The sequence below is a fragment of the Sulfitobacter sp. SK025 genome, from assembly GCF_003352105.1.
GTDB classification, from domain to species: Bacteria; Pseudomonadota; Alphaproteobacteria; order Rhodobacterales; family Rhodobacteraceae; genus Sulfitobacter; species Sulfitobacter pontiacus.
On record NZ_CP025808.1, the window covers coordinates 1,286,445 to 1,302,188 of the forward strand.

Genomic DNA, 15,744 nt, shown 5'->3' on the forward strand with positions numbered 1-15,744 from the left:
CCCGTAGACAGAAAGGCAGGGGGCATTGCAAGCGCAGTTTTCGCATACCCGCCCTGACTTTACCGATGCAGTGAACGCTAGGTTTTCACAGGTCCAGCACCAGATGCCCACCCGCTGCCGCCGCCCGTGACTGGCAGGTGATCAACGTGGTTTCACGCTGTGCCTGTGACAGCACATAATCGCGGTGATCGGCGTCACCCTCGACCAGCCCGCAAGCGCAAACCCCGCAGATCCCGTCGGCGCATTTCACATCCACGGGCACGCCTGCCTCTGTCAGCATATCAGACAGGTTACGGTCGGCGGGCACGTGGATGTCTTTGCCGGTCTTGGCCAGATGGACCGTAAAGCTGTGGTTCTCTCGCGGGGGGGCTTCGGGGACGGCGAAATATTCGATGTGACACTGATCCTCGGCAAAGCCCGCGCGGGCGGCGGCGGTCATTGCGGCCTCCATATAGGCGGGGGTGCCGCAGGCGTAGGCGTGACTGCCCGCAGGATGGCCTGACAGGATCGTGTCAAACTCTGCCCGACTGCCCTGATCGCTGACGTGCAGCACGGCATGGGCGGCCCAAGGGGCGGCAGCGATCTCTGCCGCAAAGGCCAGATCAGCGGCGGTGCGGGCAGAATAATGCAGCGCGAAGTCACGGCCCAAATGGTGCAGGCGGTGCGCCATGGCGATCATCGGGGTGATACCGATGCCACCGCCCATCAACACGCTGAAGGGGGCGTCTTCGGTCAGGGGGAAATGGTTGATCGGGCGGGCGGCGAAAATCTTGCGCCCCCGCGTGAAGATACGGTGCATCAGGGCGCTGCCGCCGCGGCCCTGATCCTCGCGCTGGACGGCAATCACATAGCGCGACCGGTCTGTGGGATCGCCGCACATGGAATACTGGCGCAGGTATTCGGGCGCGATCACCACATCCAGATGCGCTCCTGCCTGCCACGCGGGCAAATCCGCTCCGTCAGGGTCGCGCAGTTCATAGCGCGTGATGCCATCGCTTAACACATCCGCGCGGGTGACGGTCAGCGGCAATACCGGACTATCCGCCAAGGGCTTGAGCGCAGGGACCAGCCCTTGCGTGTCTCCGCGTGCGACCCGCGCGCGGTGTGTGGCGGCGGGGATCATCGCGCCATAGGCGCGGATGCCGGCCTCGCGGTCCATCGGGTCGGGGTAGGGGTAGGGATGCGGGGCGAGCGGCGCAGGGTAGACGGCCAGCGTCTGGTCCGTCGCGTGCAGCTTCAGGTCTTTTTGCAGACCGCGGGTGTTCACCGGCTTGTCCGTGGGGCGGTAGCCGCCGTCGTCCTGCACCTCCAGATCCCACCACCATTTCTTGACGGGGTTGATGTCGCCACGGTCCAGCAGATCGTCGAGCTTGGCCAGCGCTGGCGCGGTGGCGGGCAGCTTCATCGCGGTCCAGCGCCACACGCTGTCGGCCAAGATCCCCTCAAAGTTCCAGGGGCAGGTCTTCATGCAGCGCCCGCACATGGCGCCGCCCTCGGTCGTGATCCGGTAGGTGGCGCATTTCTGGCTGTCGGATTTCCAGATCTCATAGCCGTTGAACATCAGCTTCGGCCCCGCCGTGATCGCCCCCGAGGGACATTCCCGCGCGCATTTCTGGCAGCTTTCGCAGAATTTCTGCAGGCCGAAGTCGATCGGCTTGTCATGGGTCATCGGCAAGGTGGTCGTCACCGCGCCCGATTTCAGACGCGGGCCAAGATAGGGGTTCAGGATGACTTCGCCGATGCGGCTGACCTCGCCCAAGCCCGACAGCAGCAGCAGCGGGGGTTGCAGCACATCGCCATCCATCACCGTATGCGCCTTGGCCGGATATCCCAGATCGCGGATCAACCGCGCCAGCACGCCGCCCACAAGGCTAAACCGCAGATAGGCGCGCATGGATTGCGCCACGCTGATCCAGTCATCGCCCGAGGCCCCCTCCATCGTGTCGAAACCCTGATCGATCACGAGGCTGATCGCCTGATCATGGGGCGGGTCGATCGCGGTGCCGGTGGCGTCATGGCTGTACCACGCCCAATCGGGACAACGGCTGACGCCCACGGCATCGGCCCCCAGGAAATAGGCAACCGCCTTGACCATCTCTGCCGCCTGTTGTGGGGCGAGGGCGGTTCGCGTCTCGGCGGCTTTCCCGTCTTGCAGCAGGCCAAAGGCCCCAAGCGCGCGCCGCTGCGCCATGGAGGTCGGCGTTTTGCGGATGTAGCGCCCGCCGGTGGCCCCGTCTTGCAGCTTTTTGCCCATGTCCCCGAACAGCGCTCGGCTGAACATATCGGTGCGTTTGGGCAGACGCGGGATGCGCGGTTCGTCCATATAGGTCGTGGGGCTGTCCACGCGTTTAAGCTTTTCGAAAGGCTGCGCGCCATCGACAAAGCGTCGCGTTGCATAGGCGGGCGGCGTGCGGGGCAGGGCGGCGGCGGCCAGAGGGCGGTCACAGGCCAGATCCATCGCCATGGTGACGGCAGCCAGCGAAAAGCGCGTGCCAACGAAAGGGGCGGTCAGCTGACCGTCTTGCGGCAGCGCCAGCCCCGCCGCGACCGCCAGCTGGTTCAGGTCCACATCGCTTGCCGTCATCGTGTGACCGCGCGCCGGACGCCCCAGCAGGCGGATGTAATTCGACAATACCGCCGCCGATTCCGCGGCCAAAAGGGACGACCGATGATCCTCCATCCCCGCGATCCATGGCGCACCGGGTTCATCCTGCTCGGCCGCGCGAGGATGCGCGAAAAGCAGTACCAGCGCATGGGTATGGCCTGCGATATCCGTCTCGGGTGCGGTGACGGAGTCGCGCAGGTCGGCCATGATCGCATCCACACCAGAGGCGAGCGTCTTGACCTGACGCGTCTGCAAATCCTGCGCCAGCCGCGCCACATCCGCGTTGCGCAGAGGCTGTGCCAGATGGTGGTCGGGGGCAAGTTTGCAAATCCCCACCATCGTCGCATCGTTGAAATGGGCAAACGCCTTGAGATGTTGCGCCCGCTCGGTCAGATCGGCGGGGATCTCGGCCAAAGCCTTGTTCACCAGACCCTCGCGGATCGCATCCAGCATGGCGCGGTGATCCCGCGTCGCTTGGGCCAGCGGACGCGCGTCCTCCGTCACCCCCAAGGGGGTGAAGACCGGCGCCGGCCCTGCAACACCCTCCGCCCGCCGCAGCTTTTCAGTCGGGTAGGCACCCATATGGATGGGGCGGTTTTTGCGTGAACGCAGCCGTGGTGTCATAGATATTGCCTCTTAATTCGGCGCTATAGTTGTCCTGGATCAACTATTTTGCAAGCAAACAGTAGCGGTGCGGCAAAAATGAAGTATTCATGCCTTATGACCGGACCCGAGAACACCTCTGCCCCTGCCTCCTATCGTCTGCACGACAGGCTGGGCTTTCGCGTGTCGCGGCTGGCCGCGGTTATGCGTGCCAGTCTGGATGCAGAGCTTTCGCAGCTTGGGCTGACACGGTTGGAATGGTGCGTTTTGGCCAGTATCGCGCTGGAAGGCATCACCGCGCCCTCCGGTATCGCCGAGAATATCGGCATCACCCGCCCCACGGCATCGCGGACGTTCAAGCAGATGCGCGACAAAGGCTGGCTGGTGCAGAACCTGACGGAAGGCGACGGGCGCGCCCGTGCGATCACGCTGACCGGGGCGGGGCAAGACCTGTTGGCGCGGGCGCGGGTGCTGGTCGACGCGCATCAGGCGCGGTTTCTGGACAAGCTCGACCCCCAAGCGGCGGCGCATTTCCTATCCGCGCTGGATAGGCTGCTTGAAGGGGTTCACGACCGGTTCGACGATCCGTAGGGTGGCTTAGGTCACCACGGGAAAGACGTTCGACTGCTTCAGCACGCCATAGGCAAAGCTGGAATCAATCGACGCGATGCCGGGGATGTTGTGCAGCTTGTGGCGCACGAATTCCTCGTAGCTTTTCAGGTCCTCGACCAGCACGCGCAACAGATAGTCCTCGCTGCCGGTGATAACATAGCAATCGAGGATCTGTTCGGTCTCGTGCACCTTCTTCTCGAACAGTTTCACCACGTCTCCCGTGTGGCTGCTCAGCCGGATGCGCACCAGCGCGGTCACGGGCAGCCCGTAGGCGCGTTCATCCACAATCGCGGTATAGCCCTTGATCACGCCCTTTTCCTCAAGCGCGCGGGTGCGCCGCAAGCAGGGCGAGGGCGACAGATTCACCTGAGCTGCCAGATCCTGATTGGTCAGACGCCCGTTACGCTGCAGGGCTTTGATGATCTCGCGATCTTTGCCGTCCATCTTGGCCCTCTAAGGGCAGGATATGCCCAAAATTGATACTATTGAGCAATCATTAGCAAGCATCTGCCCGTGGATACAGCGTAAAACAGCGCAAATACTACGCGCAGGACGAATATGCTCAGTTCCCCCTCACTGCCCGCCGCACATGGACTTGGTCCGCGGCAGATCCCCCTTCGGCCCCTGGTTGGCTATCTCGCGATTGCGGTGACCGTGCTGGTCTGGGCGGGGTTCGCGCTGTCCACCCGTGCCGCCAGCGGGGCGCAGTTGACGTTTGGCGATGTGGCGCTGATCCGGTCGGGTATTCCGGCGCTGTTCTTTTTACCCTTCCTGCCAAAACGTATCGCCGTGTTAAGGCAGTTGCCCGCGCATCGCTGGCTGATGATCGCGGCGGGGGCGGGGCTGCCGTTCTTCTGGCTCGCGGCTATGGGCGGGGCGCAGACCTCGGCCACGCATGTGGGGGCGTTGATTGCCGGGACGACACCGGTATCGGTGGCGGTTCTGACGTGGGTGATCTACCGCCAGCGCCCCGCGGTGTTGCTGCCGCTGGGGATCATCCTTGTGGGGGTGGCGGCGCTGATCGGTGCCTCGGGCAATTTGGCCGCAGGCAGTTTGACCGGCGTGGCGCTGCTGCTATCGGCCAGCCTGCTCTGGGGGTGCTATACGCTGGGGCTGCGGGGCAGCGGGTTGGACCCGATTGGCTGCGCGCTGGTGCTGGCGCTGCCGTCCACGCTGGTGCTGCTGCCGCTGCTCGCCACGGGGGTGCTGCCCAGCAACCTGACGCAGGTGCGACTGGCCGAGGCGATGCCGTTCATCCTTGCCCAAGGGGTCGGTGTCGGCCTTGTCTCGAGCCTGACCTATGCCATCGCCATCGCCCGTCTTGGTGTCGCGAAATGTGCCGCGATCGGGTCGCTCGCCCCTGCGATTGCGGCGGTGCTTGCCGTGCCGCTGCTGCACGAGGCCCTGACGCTTGGCACGATTTTGGCCGTTCTCATCATTTGCGCTGGCGTCATGCTGGCCAACCGCCCCAAGGAGTAACCCCGATGCTCGACGCGCTTGCCGCCCTTCCCGAAGACCCGATCTGGGGTCTGACCTCTGCCTTTCGCGCCGATCCGCGCGCCCACAAGATCGACATGGTCATCGGCGTGTACCGCGATGACAACGGGGCCACGCCGAATATGAAGGCGGTGCGCATGGCCGAGCGCGCCTTGGCGCAGGACAGTGCGCCGAAAACCTACCGCGCTTTGGCGGGCAATGCAGTGTTCAACGCGGGCATGGCGCGGCTGGTCTTGGGCGATGCGCCCGCGCGGATCGCGCGCAGCCATGTGATCCAGACGGTCGGCGGGACAGGAGCCTTGCGCGTGCTGGGGGATATGCTGGCGAGCCTGCGCCCCGACACCACGGTCTGGAGCACGGACCCCGGCTATGTGAACCACCGTCCGATATTCGAGGGGGCCGGGCTGAAGCTGCAACTGTATCGCTGGCAGGCCAAGGGCGACGCGCTGGATCTTGACCGCGTGCTCGCGGATCTGGCGGCGGCGAAGCCGGGGGATGTGGTGCTGCTGCACGGCTGCTGCCACAACCCCACGGGCATCGATCCCGATGCGGATATGTGGCATGCGCTGGCCCGATTTTGCGCGGCGCGGGGGCTGATCCCGTTGATCGACATTGCCTATCAGGGCTTTGGCCGCGGGCTCGACGCAGATGCGGCGGGGCTGCGGGTGATGGTCGATGCGGTGCCCGTGGCGATGGTTGCGGCAAGCGGGTCCAAAAACATGGGTCTATATTGCGAACGTATCGGGGCGGCGATGGTGCTGGGGCCGGATGCGGCGTCCATCGCCCATGTGGGCCGCCACCTAGAGACATTGACCCGCGCGAATTATTCGATGCCCCCCGAACATGGTGCCGCTGTCGCCTGCCACGTCTTTGACACCCGCACCATCTGGGAGGAAGAGCTCGACAGCATGCGCGCCCGTGTCCAATCGCTGCGGCAGCAATTGGCAGATGCGCTGGCCGCGATTGATGCGGACCCCGCGTTTCAGGCGTTGCGGCACCATCAGGGGATGTTTTCCCTGCTGCCCCTCGCGCCCGACCAGATGGACAGCTTGCGCCGTGACCACGCGATCTATGGCACGGCCACCGGTCGGATCAATATCGCCGGTCTGCGCAGCACGCAGATCGAACAGGTCGCGGCGGCGCTTCGGGAGGTGTCACAGGCGTGACACTGGCCCGCCCCTTGGGCCAGCGCCTGTAGGTCTTAGCGCGGAGCGGCGTCGAGCATCCCCAGACGCGGCTCTGTCAGCGAGGTCACGGCAATGCGCCCGTCGGGCAGGGTCACGGCACCCGTGGTCAATGCATAGTCCCCTGCCGGATCCTGAAGCGTTTCCAGCACTTTGCCCGAGGCATCCATTCGCAGGACAAAGCCATAGCGCAGCGGCGCGGGTTTCATCGCTTCGGGCAGGCGCATGATCACGCGGCGCAGGAAGGGGCTGTTTGCCAGTTGATCCATGACGGGGTTGCGCGGGCTGACCAGACCGACCCAGAATGTCCCATCGGGGGCGTTGTTGATATTGTCTGGAAATCCCGGCAGGTTCTCCAGCACCACCGTGCCTGCGCTGCCGTCCATGGGGAAGCGCCAGACGCGGTAGCTGCCGGTTTCGACCACAAATACCGCGCTGTTCGCGTCATCCACCGCCACCCCGTTGGCAAAGTTCAGATCGTCGGCAAAGACAGTCGTTTCGCCCGATGCGGGGTCGTATTTCAGGATGCGGCCGTTCGACGAATGCTCCACCAGATCCAACACCGACGCCGCCAGCGTGCCGCCGTTATCCTGCGCACCAAAGCGGGTCGAGGCATCTGAGAAATAGACGCTCCCATCGGCGGCGATATCCACATCATCGGCGTAAAGGATCGGGCTGCCGTCCTTGGTCGTCTCGGCCAGCAGGGTCACCTTGCCGCCGCGGTCCACCGACAGCAGGCCACGATAGGCGTCGGCGACGTAAAGCGTGCCGCTGTCGTCAAATTCGATCCCAAGGGGGCGGCCCTCGGTCTGCGCAAAGACGGTGATGGCCCCGTTCTCTTCGATCCGCAGGATTTCACCATCATGGGTGGCGACATGTACCAGCCCGTCCGGGCCGATATCGGCATCCTCCGGCCCGCTGCGGCCCTCAAGCTCGACGATCTTCAATGCGGTCAAACGGTCGTTGACCGCGAAATCACCGGTGTAGCCCTGATCGGGCGGGGCCTCCCACGCGACGGGGGCGACGGATACGGGCCAGAACGCGAGGTAGGCAAGCAAGGCCAGCAGGGCGATGCCCAGTAGTGTAAATAGTTTTTTCATCGGTGATCTCCTCCCCAGAGTTCGCGTCGAAGTAGTGGTGCACAGCGTAGGGTTGCCGATCCCTCTGGCAGGTGCAAGAGGCTACGCCGCGCGATTTATGTCAGCCGCTCTGGCCCGCGCCGAGGTCGCATCCCCCGCAGTGGTGACCACCGCGAGGGGGTGCTCCTTAGCTCTCTACCTCGAAGGTCAGCCCTGCATTGGCTGTGAGCCGGTCAATGATCGCACCACCAAAGGCAGGGGCCGCCGTCAGCACGCCGCCGGGGGTGTCGGCGGCTTCCTCGATCAGACAAAGCGCCGCTTCGGTCAGCATTTTGGAGGTGGAGCCATAGCCCGGATCGCGGTCGCCCTTGACGCCAACGGTCAGCCGCTCTTTGTCAGCGGAGGTGCCGGTGAACATCAGGTCATAGCTGCCGTTGTCGCGTTCTTCTTTCGACGGGCCTTCGCCGGGTTTGATATCATCGTCGCCCATCGGGTTGGACTTGGCGATGCTCTTGGCGATCGCCTCGCCTTTTTCGCCCTTGCCGGTGAACATCATTTCTTCATAGGTGAAATCCGTGCCATAGGGGTGGCCCATCAGCATGTTGGACCGGTGCACGTTCTTGGTATTGATCGACGCCATCACGAAAGGGGCGACCCAGATGCCGAAATCAGGGTCTTCGTAGGGCTTGTTGCCGTAAGGCTGTGTCGGCCCCTCGAACCCCGGTGTCAGCGCGAAGGACGAGACCAGACGTTTCATCACATCAGGATCCCCCATGGCCAGCTTCATCGTCTCTTTGCCCGACGCCGCCGTCCCGCCAGAAAACGTGCGCTTCATCCCGCGCACGCGTCCTTTGACGTCTTTCAGCGGCGCGCCAAAGCGTTTTTGTGCCTCTTGCTGCAGGAAATAGACGCCCATATCGAAGGGGATGCTGTCAAAGCCGCAGGAATGTACGATCCGGGCCCCGCTGGCCTTGGCGGCATCGTTGTACTTTTCGATCATGTCCCACATGAAGGGCGGCTCGCCCGACAGATCGACGTAATCGGTGCCCGCCTTGACACAGGCTGCGACCAGCGGCTCGCCATACAGCAGATAGGGGCCGACCGTGGTGATGATAACCCGCGCCCGCGCGACCATCGCGTCAAGCGAGGCAGGGTCAGAGGCATCGGCCTCGATCAGGGGGGTATCGGCGGGTAGGCCCATCTCGTCGCGCACCTGCGCCAGCTTGGACGCGCTGCGCCCTGCCATCGCCCAAGGACGGTCCGGATAGGTCGCGTGGATGTATTCCGCGACCAGCCGTCCCGTAAACCCCGTTGCGCCGTAGATGATGATATCGAATTCTGCCATGTGCCGTTCCTCCCCGATTGGTTGCATGTCTTTGCGCCGACTATGGGACAGCGCAGAGGGTATTGACCATTGCCGAGTTTCAGAACGCTGCGTCGGGGGGCAAAAGAAACGGGCCGCAGCAGATGCTACGGCCCGTCTCGAATTCAGGTAAGATGCGTCCGGATCACTCTGCCGGGAGCTTCCATGCGTCGCGGTCGATATCCAGATCGGCATAATCGTCCGGGTTCAGCACGGGGCGCTCGACGCCTGCCTTCAACTGACGACGGAAGTCGCGCAGCAGGCGCATGGCCACGGGGAAGAGCATCATGATCGCCAGCAAGTTGACCAACGCCAGGATACCCATCATCGGATCCGAGAAGAAGAACACCGCAGTCGCCGCCGGTGCTGTCGCACCCAGGAAGACAATCGCGATGATCGCGATCCGCAGACCGAGGATGCCCAAGGGGCTCTTGGTCAGTACCGTCATCGCGTTTTCACCCAGATAGTAGTTGTAGATGATCGACGAGAACGAGAAGAGCAGGATCGCGCCGCTCAGGAAATACTGCACCCATGTGCCCAGATGTGACACCATGCTTTGCTGTGTCAGCGCCACGCCGTCGATGCCTTCGGCACCGGGGACATAGACATCCCCCAGCAGGATCACGAAAGCCGTGCACGAGCAGATGATGATCGTGTCGATAAAGACTGAAAACGACTGCGTGATGCCTTGGCTGATGGGGTGACGTACCTCGGCGGTGGCCGCGACGTTCGGGGCAGAGCCCAGACCCGCCTCGTTCGAGAACAGACCGCGCCGCAGGCCTTGCGCAACCGCAGCACCCATACCGCCACCAACGGCTTCTTGCAGGCCGAAGGCATTGGTCACGATGTCATAGATCACGCCGGGCAGGCTGGTGATGTTGAGCAGGATCACGATCAGCGCCATTGCCAGATAGCCGATGGCCATGATCGGCACGACAACGTCCGACACTTTGGCAATGCGGTGGATGCCACCAAAGATGATAAAGCCCGAGATGGCCGCCAGCGCGATACCGGTCCACAGACGGTCAATGCCAAAGCTGTCCTGCATCGACCCCGCAACCGTGTTGCCCTGGAACGCGTTGAAGCCCAGACCGAAGGCCGCAATCAGGCAGATCGCATAGACCACCGCCAGCCAGCGGTATTCCTTGCCCAACCCGTGGATGATGGCCGCTGCAGGGCCGCCGCGGTAGCTGTGCTCTCCGACTTTGCGCTTGAACAGCTGTGCCAGTGAACATTCGACAAGGCTCGTGGCCATACCGACCAACGCGATGGCCCACATCCAGAAGACCGCACCCGGGCCGCCAAGGGTGATCGCAACCGCGACGCCCGCGATGTTGCCGCCGCCGACACGTCCACCGACCGACACCAGCAAGGCTTCGCGCGCTGAAATCTGGTTGGAATCATCCGCGTTGTTCTTGTTCGACAGCACGCGGAACATGCGCCCAAAGTATTCGATCTGCACAAAACCGGTCGCGATTGTGATGAAGATACCGAAAATGACGAGGATCGGGATCAGCGACCATCCCCAAGTGAAGTCTCCGATCCAGCCGAAGAGCGTTTGTAGAAATTCCATATAAATGTCCCTTTGTTTTGCCGCGTTTTACGGTGTTCTTGGCCAAAGCGTAAAGCCGAATGACGCAGCGCGAAGCACGCAGCCCCGGTGCGACGTCTAGTGCGTTGATCCTTATACAGGTTATTTCGCAATTCAACTCTAGCGGGTTGGCTCTTCGCGCGTTATTCGGCCATTTCTCCGCATTGATCCGCAGCCAGATAGGCGTGTTGCGCGTCAAACTGCGCAAAGCAGCTCAGCGCGAGGTGGATTTTGACGAAGGCCGCCTCGGCTGTCATCTGGCCGCCGTCGACCACCCCGCTGTCGCGCAGCGCCTTGCCCGCGGCGTAGGTGCCGATCTGCATGCCGCCCTCGGCGCATTGGCTGACGGCCACCACGGGAACGCCCTTGCCTTGCGCTTTGCGCAAGGCGGCACGCAGGGCGGGGCTGTCGGGAACCGTGCCCGCGCCAAAGCAGCGCAGAACGATCCCGTCGCAGGTGGTCGCCGCATGATCCAGCAGGGCGGCGCTGAAACCGGGGGTGACGGTCAGAAGGGCAACCTCGTGGGCACGCAGGGGGCTGAGCTGCGGGTCGGGGGCGGTGGCACGCGGTGCCCTGTCGGTTGGCGCGGCGGTAAAGGCGTCCAGCGCCTGCGAATGGGCCTTGCGCACCCGCCCGCCATGCAGCCGTTTGCCGCCGAATTGCACCCAGACCCCCGCCGGTGCGGTACGCGCTGCGGCAAGCGCATCGATCAGATTGGCCGTGCCGTCCGTGTCAGCCACAGTCAGTGGTTGCATCGCGCCGGTCACGATCACAGGCTGCGCCAGACCGGGCAGCGCAAGGCACAGGGCGGCGGCCGTATAGGCCAGCGTATCCGTCCCGTGGGTCACGACGAAGCCGTCAAAGCGGCCTCGATGCTGATGGATGGTCTGCGCGATGCGCGCCCAATCCTGCGCCGTGGCGAGCGCGGAATCGATCAGCGGATCAAGGCGCAGCACCTCGACCTCTCCGGTGATCTTGCCGCTGGCCACCAGCGCCGCGACCGCATCTTCGACCACCCCGTCGCGAGGGGCAAAACCGTCAGGGGTCTGGGCCATGCCAATCGTGCCGCCCGTGTGGATCAAGAGTGTCGCCATGCTGCGCCCTTTGTGTTGATTGCCGCCCAATATGCCCCGTCCGGAGCCCTTCTAAAACTGCCGCAGGCGGACCAGAAGCGCCCGTCGCTGTCAAGCCTGCTGACCGTCGGCGCATGGGGCCAAAGCCGCCAAGACGTGACATCCGGCTTGACGGGCAGGGTGCGGCGGCGCGTATATACGCCCGACACGACCGGAAGGCCCCCTGATGCGCACACCGACCCGCCGCCACTTTATCGCCCTTGCCAGTGCGGGTGCCGTCGCCGGATGTGGCGGGCAGGGCGGGTTCTCTGTCGTTGATCCGGACCACGCCAGCGCAGGTGCAGGGGCGGATGTGGGCGCGGGCGTGCAGCAGCTGCTCGTTGCGACCACACGCACCGCCGATCCCGCGCCGATCGCCTATGGGGCGGGGCGGGCCAAAACGCTGGATTTCGCGCGGCTTGCCATCTCGATCCCGCCGAACCACAAGGTCGGGCAGATCGAACGCAGCCGCGGATCGCGGGCCGACCCCGCACGCCATTTCGCCCTCACCGGGGCAGAGACCTTGCCGGATCTGGAGGCGCTGGTCTTTGCCGCCCGCGCCGCATCGACACCGGGGCAAGAGGCGGTGGTCTTTGTGCATGGCTATAACAACGGCTTTGCCAAAGCCGCGTACCGTCATGCGCAGGTGGCCTGGGACTATGAATTGAAGGGGCCGCAGATCCACTTTTCGTGGTCGTCAGCAGCCAACCCGTTCGAATATACCTATGACCGCGACAGCGTGCTGATCGCCCGCGATGCGCTGGCGACATTGCTGCGGCGCCTGCTGCGCGAGGACGGGCTGCGCGTGTCGCTGGTGGGGCATTCGATGGGCGGGCTGCTGATCATGGAGACGTTGCGCCAGATCGCGCTGAGCGGGGACCGCGCCTTGCTGGACCGTTTGTCTGCGACGACGCTGATCTCGCCCGATATCGATATGGATCTGTTCCGCGCGCAGGCCCATGCGCTTGGCCATTTGCCGCAGCCCTTTACCGTGGCGATTGCACAGAACGACCGGCTGCTGCGCCTGTCGTCGGGCTTGTCAGGGGGGGCTGCCCGTCTGGGATCGGTAGAGGATCTGGACCAGCTTGAAGGGCTTGGCGTCTTCGTGGTGGATATGACGGGCATCGCCGACACGGGCAGCAATCACTTCCTGCCGGGCACCTCTGCCTCTGCCATCGCGCTGATAAAGGGGTTGCGAGACGCCGATGCGCTGGCCCCGCAATCTCTGTCGGTCGGTCCGGTGAGCATCAAACTCGGCGGGTAGCCGCGTCGCCGTCCAGGCCCGCCGCTGAAATTGCCGCCCGAAGCGCTGTGCTAAAGCGCGCCATCATCCTGCCATCCTCTGCCAAGTTGCGGCGCAGGGATCGGGGCAGTTCCAACTGCACGCCCGCGCCGCTGCGGGTGCGGTTGCAGATGTTGCTGGGATGCACGCCGGGCAGGGCCGTATTCAGCGCGGCCCCGAACCCCGCCGCGCGCAATGCGTCGCCTACAGCATCCCGCAGGGTTTCGTCACGCCCGCCCAGCCAGACCGTGTCGGTGCCATCATCCTTGCGCCCGTGAATGGCGATCGACGTGTCCGCCCCTGCCACCAGTGCCAGCGCCCGAGGATCATCAAACCGATGCGAGGTGATGTGGTAATCGCCATGCGCCCCGGCGCGCAGCGCTTCGAACAGATAGAACGACAGATCATCCCCGGCGACAGCCCGTGCGATGCTTGCCGTTTCCGGTTCGATCGTCCCCCCGTGGGGCGCAAGGATCGCGACGCGCGTGCCGCGATCCTGCACGGTGATACGGTAGTCCTTGTCGTGATCATGCGCCGCGGCGAGCGTGGCGAAATCGGGGTAGCGGTCGGCCATAGTTTAGACGTCCAGCTTGGTGATCGTTTTGCTGATCTTGCCGCCGACGCGACGCAGGCTCACCATCTCTCCGAAGCGGATGTGCAGCCAGTCTGACCCATCCTCGGTCAACGGTTCAGACGCGAAAATGGCCGAAGTCGCTTCGCCCTCGGGGCTGGCATCAACCTTGTAGCTGTCGGCGTAGTCCTCGAAATTCTCGCCCATCAACAGGTACATCGGTTCAAGCAGCATCGACAGGGCGTAGTCATCGGTGCCGGGGCCGGCTTTGCGCAGTTCTTTCCAGTCGCCTTCGGGCGCGGTTTCGCCCTTGTGCCCGGCCCCATAGTTCACGCCGATGATCCGGTCGGTGGACACCAGCGCGATCTTCAACTTGGTCAGGGCGACCAGATCCAGTTTGCGCATCGCCTGCAATACGGCATCAAGCAGCTTCTCGAACGCTGCCTGCACGTCGTCATCGCTATCGCCCTCCAGCAGGGACAGCAGCAGCACGTAGAAGAATTCCGTGTCTGTCGTGCCTTTCATCTGCCGTAGGAAATCGTCTTTGCACAGGGGCAGCAATTCGCGCTGCAGCAGCCGCCAATGGGGCAGGGCTCCGTTTTGCGCGATGATCCATGGGGTGCCCTTGAACGAGAACGGGTGGCAGTTCTCGTCCGCCAGCACGTTGCGGGCGTCATAGGCCGCAGCGCGGACATGGGCGAGCATGGTGCTGGCCTGCAAGCTGGGGATGATGCCGGGGGCGTTGTCATCGTGGAACGCGGCCATGGGGCGGTGATACAGCAGCGGTTCCTCGGGCTTCAGCAAATGCGCGCTCCATAATCCGAAGCCCCAACCAGCCAGCTGCAGGCTCGGGTGCAGTTCGGGGTCAAGGCTTTGGTTGATCAGACTGTTTTCCGGCTTGATCAGCAGGCTTTCAAGCGGGATTTCAGGCCCGATATAGGCGAGAACGCGGCACATAGCTTTCCTATCACATCAAGGGTCGATCACGGGCACCACCTAGCGGCGGCATCCCGTATCATTCTGTCAGCTCAGGTAGGGCGGCGCGGGCCAAAGGCCAGATCAGCGGATCAGAGGGGGCGGACACCTGCGCATGTGGCAGGGGCGTCCGGCATATGCAGACGGTCGCGGGTCAGCGTGTTGCGCTCACAGCGCGATAGGTGCTGTTTTGCGGCATCCGTATCGCCACTGAACCGCTGCAAGGCGCGCTGCCACGCCCGCAGGGCAGAGCGTGCGGACCAAGGCAATGCCGCTTGGGCCAGCCAGCCGCGCAGTTCCGGCGGCAAGCGGTCATAGGCGGCCATCGGGTCTTGTGTGCGGCGGCGTGCGGCAAGGCTGCTGCGGCAGTTGGGCTGGCGAGGGGTGGTTTTCGGCATGGTAAGTCTGTCGCTGGAAGCAAGGGGTGCGCCGCCACCGTCAAGGCAGGCAGCGGCGCAGGATGTCAGTGCGCCTGCATCTCGGCAGAGATGTCGGCGGGGCTTAGGGCCGCGGGGTAATATGTCGGCCAGTTGGTGACCTCTTTCAGCAGGGCCGCGCGATCATCCCCCCAATAAAGGTGATAGTGGTCTGCCTTAGCGGGCGCGATCTTGTGGTCACTGAACTGGAAGAACATCGGAGCCTCGGCGTCACCGCTGACCTTTTCAAAGATATAGCGCACACCGCGATTGCCCTTTTCATAGGTCAACACCTCGAAGCCGTCGCTTTCATACCGCCCCTGCACCGATGTCTCGCCCGTGTAGAAGGTTGCGGTATCGCCCGAGAATACGATCCGGTCGACATCGGTGGCATAGCCGGTGGCGTAATAGGCTTTGTATGCCTCGGCGGTTTTGTCACCCTTGGCCGCCTTATGCGCCATCACCGCGTCCAGATCACCGCTTTGCAACAGCGGGTAGACGGACTGCCAGTCGCCCTCCCAGTCGGCCAGAGGGCGCGGTTTGATCTGCGCATCGTCGAAGTAGCCTTTGTAGATGTCGTCGTCGCCGTGGTCGTGCTTGTGATCATGGTCGTGATCGTGGCTGTGATCATGGGCTTCGTGGTCATGCGCCTTGTCTTTGGCGTGATCCGCAAGGGCGGGCAGAGCTGTGGCGGCAAGAGAGGTCGCGGCCAGAGCGGAAAGAAATGCGGTGTGGATGCGGGTCATCATGGGCTCCATTCAGGATCGGTAGAGAAGTGATTCGTTATGTTATAACGTAACCATTTCTCTACAAGCAAGCCACGCGGAGAGCAATGATCAGAATTCTTGATTAAA

The 15,744-nt window shown here is 63.7% G+C and carries 14 protein-coding genes; 4 read left to right on the plus strand and 10 right to left on the minus strand.

The window, feature by feature from the left end; genetic code table 11:
* Nucleotides 1-85: 85 nt before the first annotated feature.
* The gene (locus C1J04_RS06210; RefSeq protein ID WP_009826401.1) at nucleotides 86-3,229 is read right to left on the minus strand and encodes a 4Fe-4S double cluster binding domain-containing protein; all 3,144 of its coding nucleotides are present in this window, start codon (nucleotides 3,227-3,229) and stop codon (nucleotides 86-88) included.
* 96 nt (nucleotides 3,230-3,325) lie between these two features.
* Here C1J04_RS06210 and C1J04_RS06215 point away from each other — a divergent pair, with 96 nt between their 5' ends.
* Nucleotides 3,326-3,799 carry a MarR family winged helix-turn-helix transcriptional regulator gene (locus C1J04_RS06215; RefSeq protein WP_009826402.1) on the plus strand — a complete coding sequence of 158 codons (474 nt, stop codon included), beginning with the start codon at nucleotides 3,326-3,328 and terminating at the stop codon, nucleotides 3,797-3,799.
* Nucleotides 3,800-3,805: 6 nt separating this feature from the next.
* Here C1J04_RS06215 and C1J04_RS06220 read toward each other — a convergent pair whose 3' ends face one another.
* Nucleotides 3,806-4,264 (minus strand): Lrp/AsnC family transcriptional regulator, encoded by a 459-nt coding sequence (locus C1J04_RS06220; protein WP_009826403.1) that lies wholly within the window; start codon nucleotides 4,262-4,264, stop codon nucleotides 3,806-3,808.
* Between the two features lie 114 nt (nucleotides 4,265-4,378).
* Here C1J04_RS06220 and C1J04_RS06225 point away from each other — a divergent pair, with 114 nt between their 5' ends.
* Both C1J04_RS06225 and C1J04_RS06230 read left to right on the plus strand, forming a co-directional pair.
* A complete protein-coding gene (locus tag C1J04_RS06225) occupies nucleotides 4,379-5,299 on the plus strand; it encodes a DMT family transporter (protein WP_244268888.1) in 921 nt (306 codons plus the stop codon).
* 5 nt (nucleotides 5,300-5,304) lie between these two features.
* Complete coding sequence (locus tag C1J04_RS06230; RefSeq protein WP_009826405.1) at nucleotides 5,305-6,483, plus strand: amino acid aminotransferase; 1,179 nt, start codon at nucleotides 5,305-5,307, stop codon at nucleotides 6,481-6,483.
* A gap of 35 nt (nucleotides 6,484-6,518) precedes the next feature.
* On the opposite strand, the gene C1J04_RS06235 is transcribed toward C1J04_RS06230, so the two are convergent.
* The 4 genes from C1J04_RS06235 to C1J04_RS06255 form a co-directional block, all read right to left on the minus strand.
* Nucleotides 6,519-7,601, minus strand: coding sequence for an SMP-30/gluconolactonase/LRE family protein (locus C1J04_RS06235; protein ID WP_009826406.1), 1,083 nt, complete (start codon nucleotides 7,599-7,601; stop codon nucleotides 6,519-6,521).
* 166 nt (nucleotides 7,602-7,767) lie between these two features.
* Nucleotides 7,768-8,925 carry a saccharopine dehydrogenase family protein gene (locus C1J04_RS06245; protein WP_009826407.1) on the minus strand — a complete coding sequence of 386 codons (1,158 nt, stop codon included), beginning with the start codon at nucleotides 8,923-8,925 and terminating at the stop codon, nucleotides 7,768-7,770.
* A gap of 163 nt (nucleotides 8,926-9,088) precedes the next feature.
* The gene (locus C1J04_RS06250; RefSeq protein WP_009826408.1) at nucleotides 9,089-10,516 is read right to left on the minus strand and encodes an alanine/glycine:cation symporter family protein; all 1,428 of its coding nucleotides are present in this window, start codon (nucleotides 10,514-10,516) and stop codon (nucleotides 9,089-9,091) included.
* 161 nt (nucleotides 10,517-10,677) lie between these two features.
* Nucleotides 10,678-11,628, minus strand: coding sequence for an asparaginase (locus C1J04_RS06255; RefSeq protein ID WP_037954259.1), 951 nt, complete (start codon nucleotides 11,626-11,628; stop codon nucleotides 10,678-10,680).
* A 205-nt stretch (nucleotides 11,629-11,833) separates the two neighbouring features.
* Between C1J04_RS06255 and C1J04_RS06260 the strand changes: the two genes are divergently transcribed.
* Complete coding sequence (locus C1J04_RS06260) at nucleotides 11,834-12,910, plus strand: alpha/beta hydrolase (protein ID WP_009826410.1); 1,077 nt, start codon at nucleotides 11,834-11,836, stop codon at nucleotides 12,908-12,910.
* Here C1J04_RS06260 and C1J04_RS06265 read toward each other — a convergent pair.
* The 4 genes from C1J04_RS06265 to C1J04_RS06280 all read right to left on the minus strand — a co-directional run bounded on the left by C1J04_RS06265 (nucleotide 12,894) and on the right by C1J04_RS06280 (nucleotide 15,636).
* A complete protein-coding gene (locus tag C1J04_RS06265; RefSeq protein WP_009826411.1) occupies nucleotides 12,894-13,502 on the minus strand; it encodes a poly-gamma-glutamate hydrolase family protein in 609 nt (202 codons plus the stop codon). The two genes, C1J04_RS06260 and C1J04_RS06265, sit on opposite strands and share 17 nt — an antisense overlap.
* Before the next feature lie 3 nt (nucleotides 13,503-13,505).
* Nucleotides 13,506-14,456 (minus strand): class II glutamine amidotransferase, encoded by a 951-nt coding sequence (locus C1J04_RS06270; protein ID WP_009826412.1) that lies wholly within the window; start codon nucleotides 14,454-14,456, stop codon nucleotides 13,506-13,508.
* A gap of 110 nt (nucleotides 14,457-14,566) precedes the next feature.
* Entirely contained in the window at nucleotides 14,567-14,872 is a 306-nt protein-coding gene (locus C1J04_RS06275) for a DUF6525 family protein (protein ID WP_009826413.1), read from the minus strand.
* Nucleotides 14,873-14,937: 65 nt separating this feature from the next.
* Nucleotides 14,938-15,636 (minus strand): ZinT family metal-binding protein, encoded by a 699-nt coding sequence (locus tag C1J04_RS06280; RefSeq protein ID WP_037954262.1) that lies wholly within the window; start codon nucleotides 15,634-15,636, stop codon nucleotides 14,938-14,940.
* Nucleotides 15,637-15,744 lie beyond the last annotated feature (108 nt).

What these genes read in the sequence shown, in the direction of transcription:
- C1J04_RS06225 (WP_244268888.1), top strand. Translation starts at nt 4,379, where the DNA reads ATGCTCAGTTCCCCCTCACTGCCCGCCGCACATGGACTTGGTCCGCGG.
- C1J04_RS06250 (WP_009826408.1), bottom strand. Translation starts at nt 10,516, where the DNA reads ATGGAATTTCTACAAACGCTCTTCGGCTGGATCGGAGACTTCACTTGG.
- C1J04_RS06210 (WP_009826401.1), bottom strand. Translation starts at nt 3,229, where the DNA reads ATGACACCACGGCTGCGTTCACGCAAAAACCGCCCCATCCATATGGGT.
- C1J04_RS06230 (WP_009826405.1), top strand. Translation starts at nt 5,305, where the DNA reads ATGCTCGACGCGCTTGCCGCCCTTCCCGAAGACCCGATCTGGGGTCTG.
- C1J04_RS06275 (WP_009826413.1), bottom strand. Translation starts at nt 14,872, where the DNA reads ATGCCGAAAACCACCCCTCGCCAGCCCAACTGCCGCAGCAGCCTTGCC.
- C1J04_RS06215 (WP_009826402.1), top strand. Translation starts at nt 3,326, where the DNA reads ATGACCGGACCCGAGAACACCTCTGCCCCTGCCTCCTATCGTCTGCAC.
- C1J04_RS06245 (WP_009826407.1), bottom strand. Translation starts at nt 8,925, where the DNA reads ATGGCAGAATTCGATATCATCATCTACGGCGCAACGGGGTTTACGGGA.
- C1J04_RS06235 (WP_009826406.1), bottom strand. Translation starts at nt 7,601, where the DNA reads ATGAAAAAACTATTTACACTACTGGGCATCGCCCTGCTGGCCTTGCTT.
- C1J04_RS06220 (WP_009826403.1), bottom strand. Translation starts at nt 4,264, where the DNA reads ATGGACGGCAAAGATCGCGAGATCATCAAAGCCCTGCAGCGTAACGGG.
- C1J04_RS06255 (WP_037954259.1), bottom strand. Translation starts at nt 11,628, where the DNA reads ATGGCGACACTCTTGATCCACACGGGCGGCACGATTGGCATGGCCCAG.
- C1J04_RS06265 (WP_009826411.1), bottom strand. Translation starts at nt 13,502, where the DNA reads ATGGCCGACCGCTACCCCGATTTCGCCACGCTCGCCGCGGCGCATGAT.
- C1J04_RS06270 (WP_009826412.1), bottom strand. Translation starts at nt 14,456, where the DNA reads ATGTGCCGCGTTCTCGCCTATATCGGGCCTGAAATCCCGCTTGAAAGC.
- C1J04_RS06280 (WP_037954262.1), bottom strand. Translation starts at nt 15,636, where the DNA reads ATGACCCGCATCCACACCGCATTTCTTTCCGCTCTGGCCGCGACCTCT.
- C1J04_RS06260 (WP_009826410.1), top strand. Translation starts at nt 11,834, where the DNA reads ATGCGCACACCGACCCGCCGCCACTTTATCGCCCTTGCCAGTGCGGGT.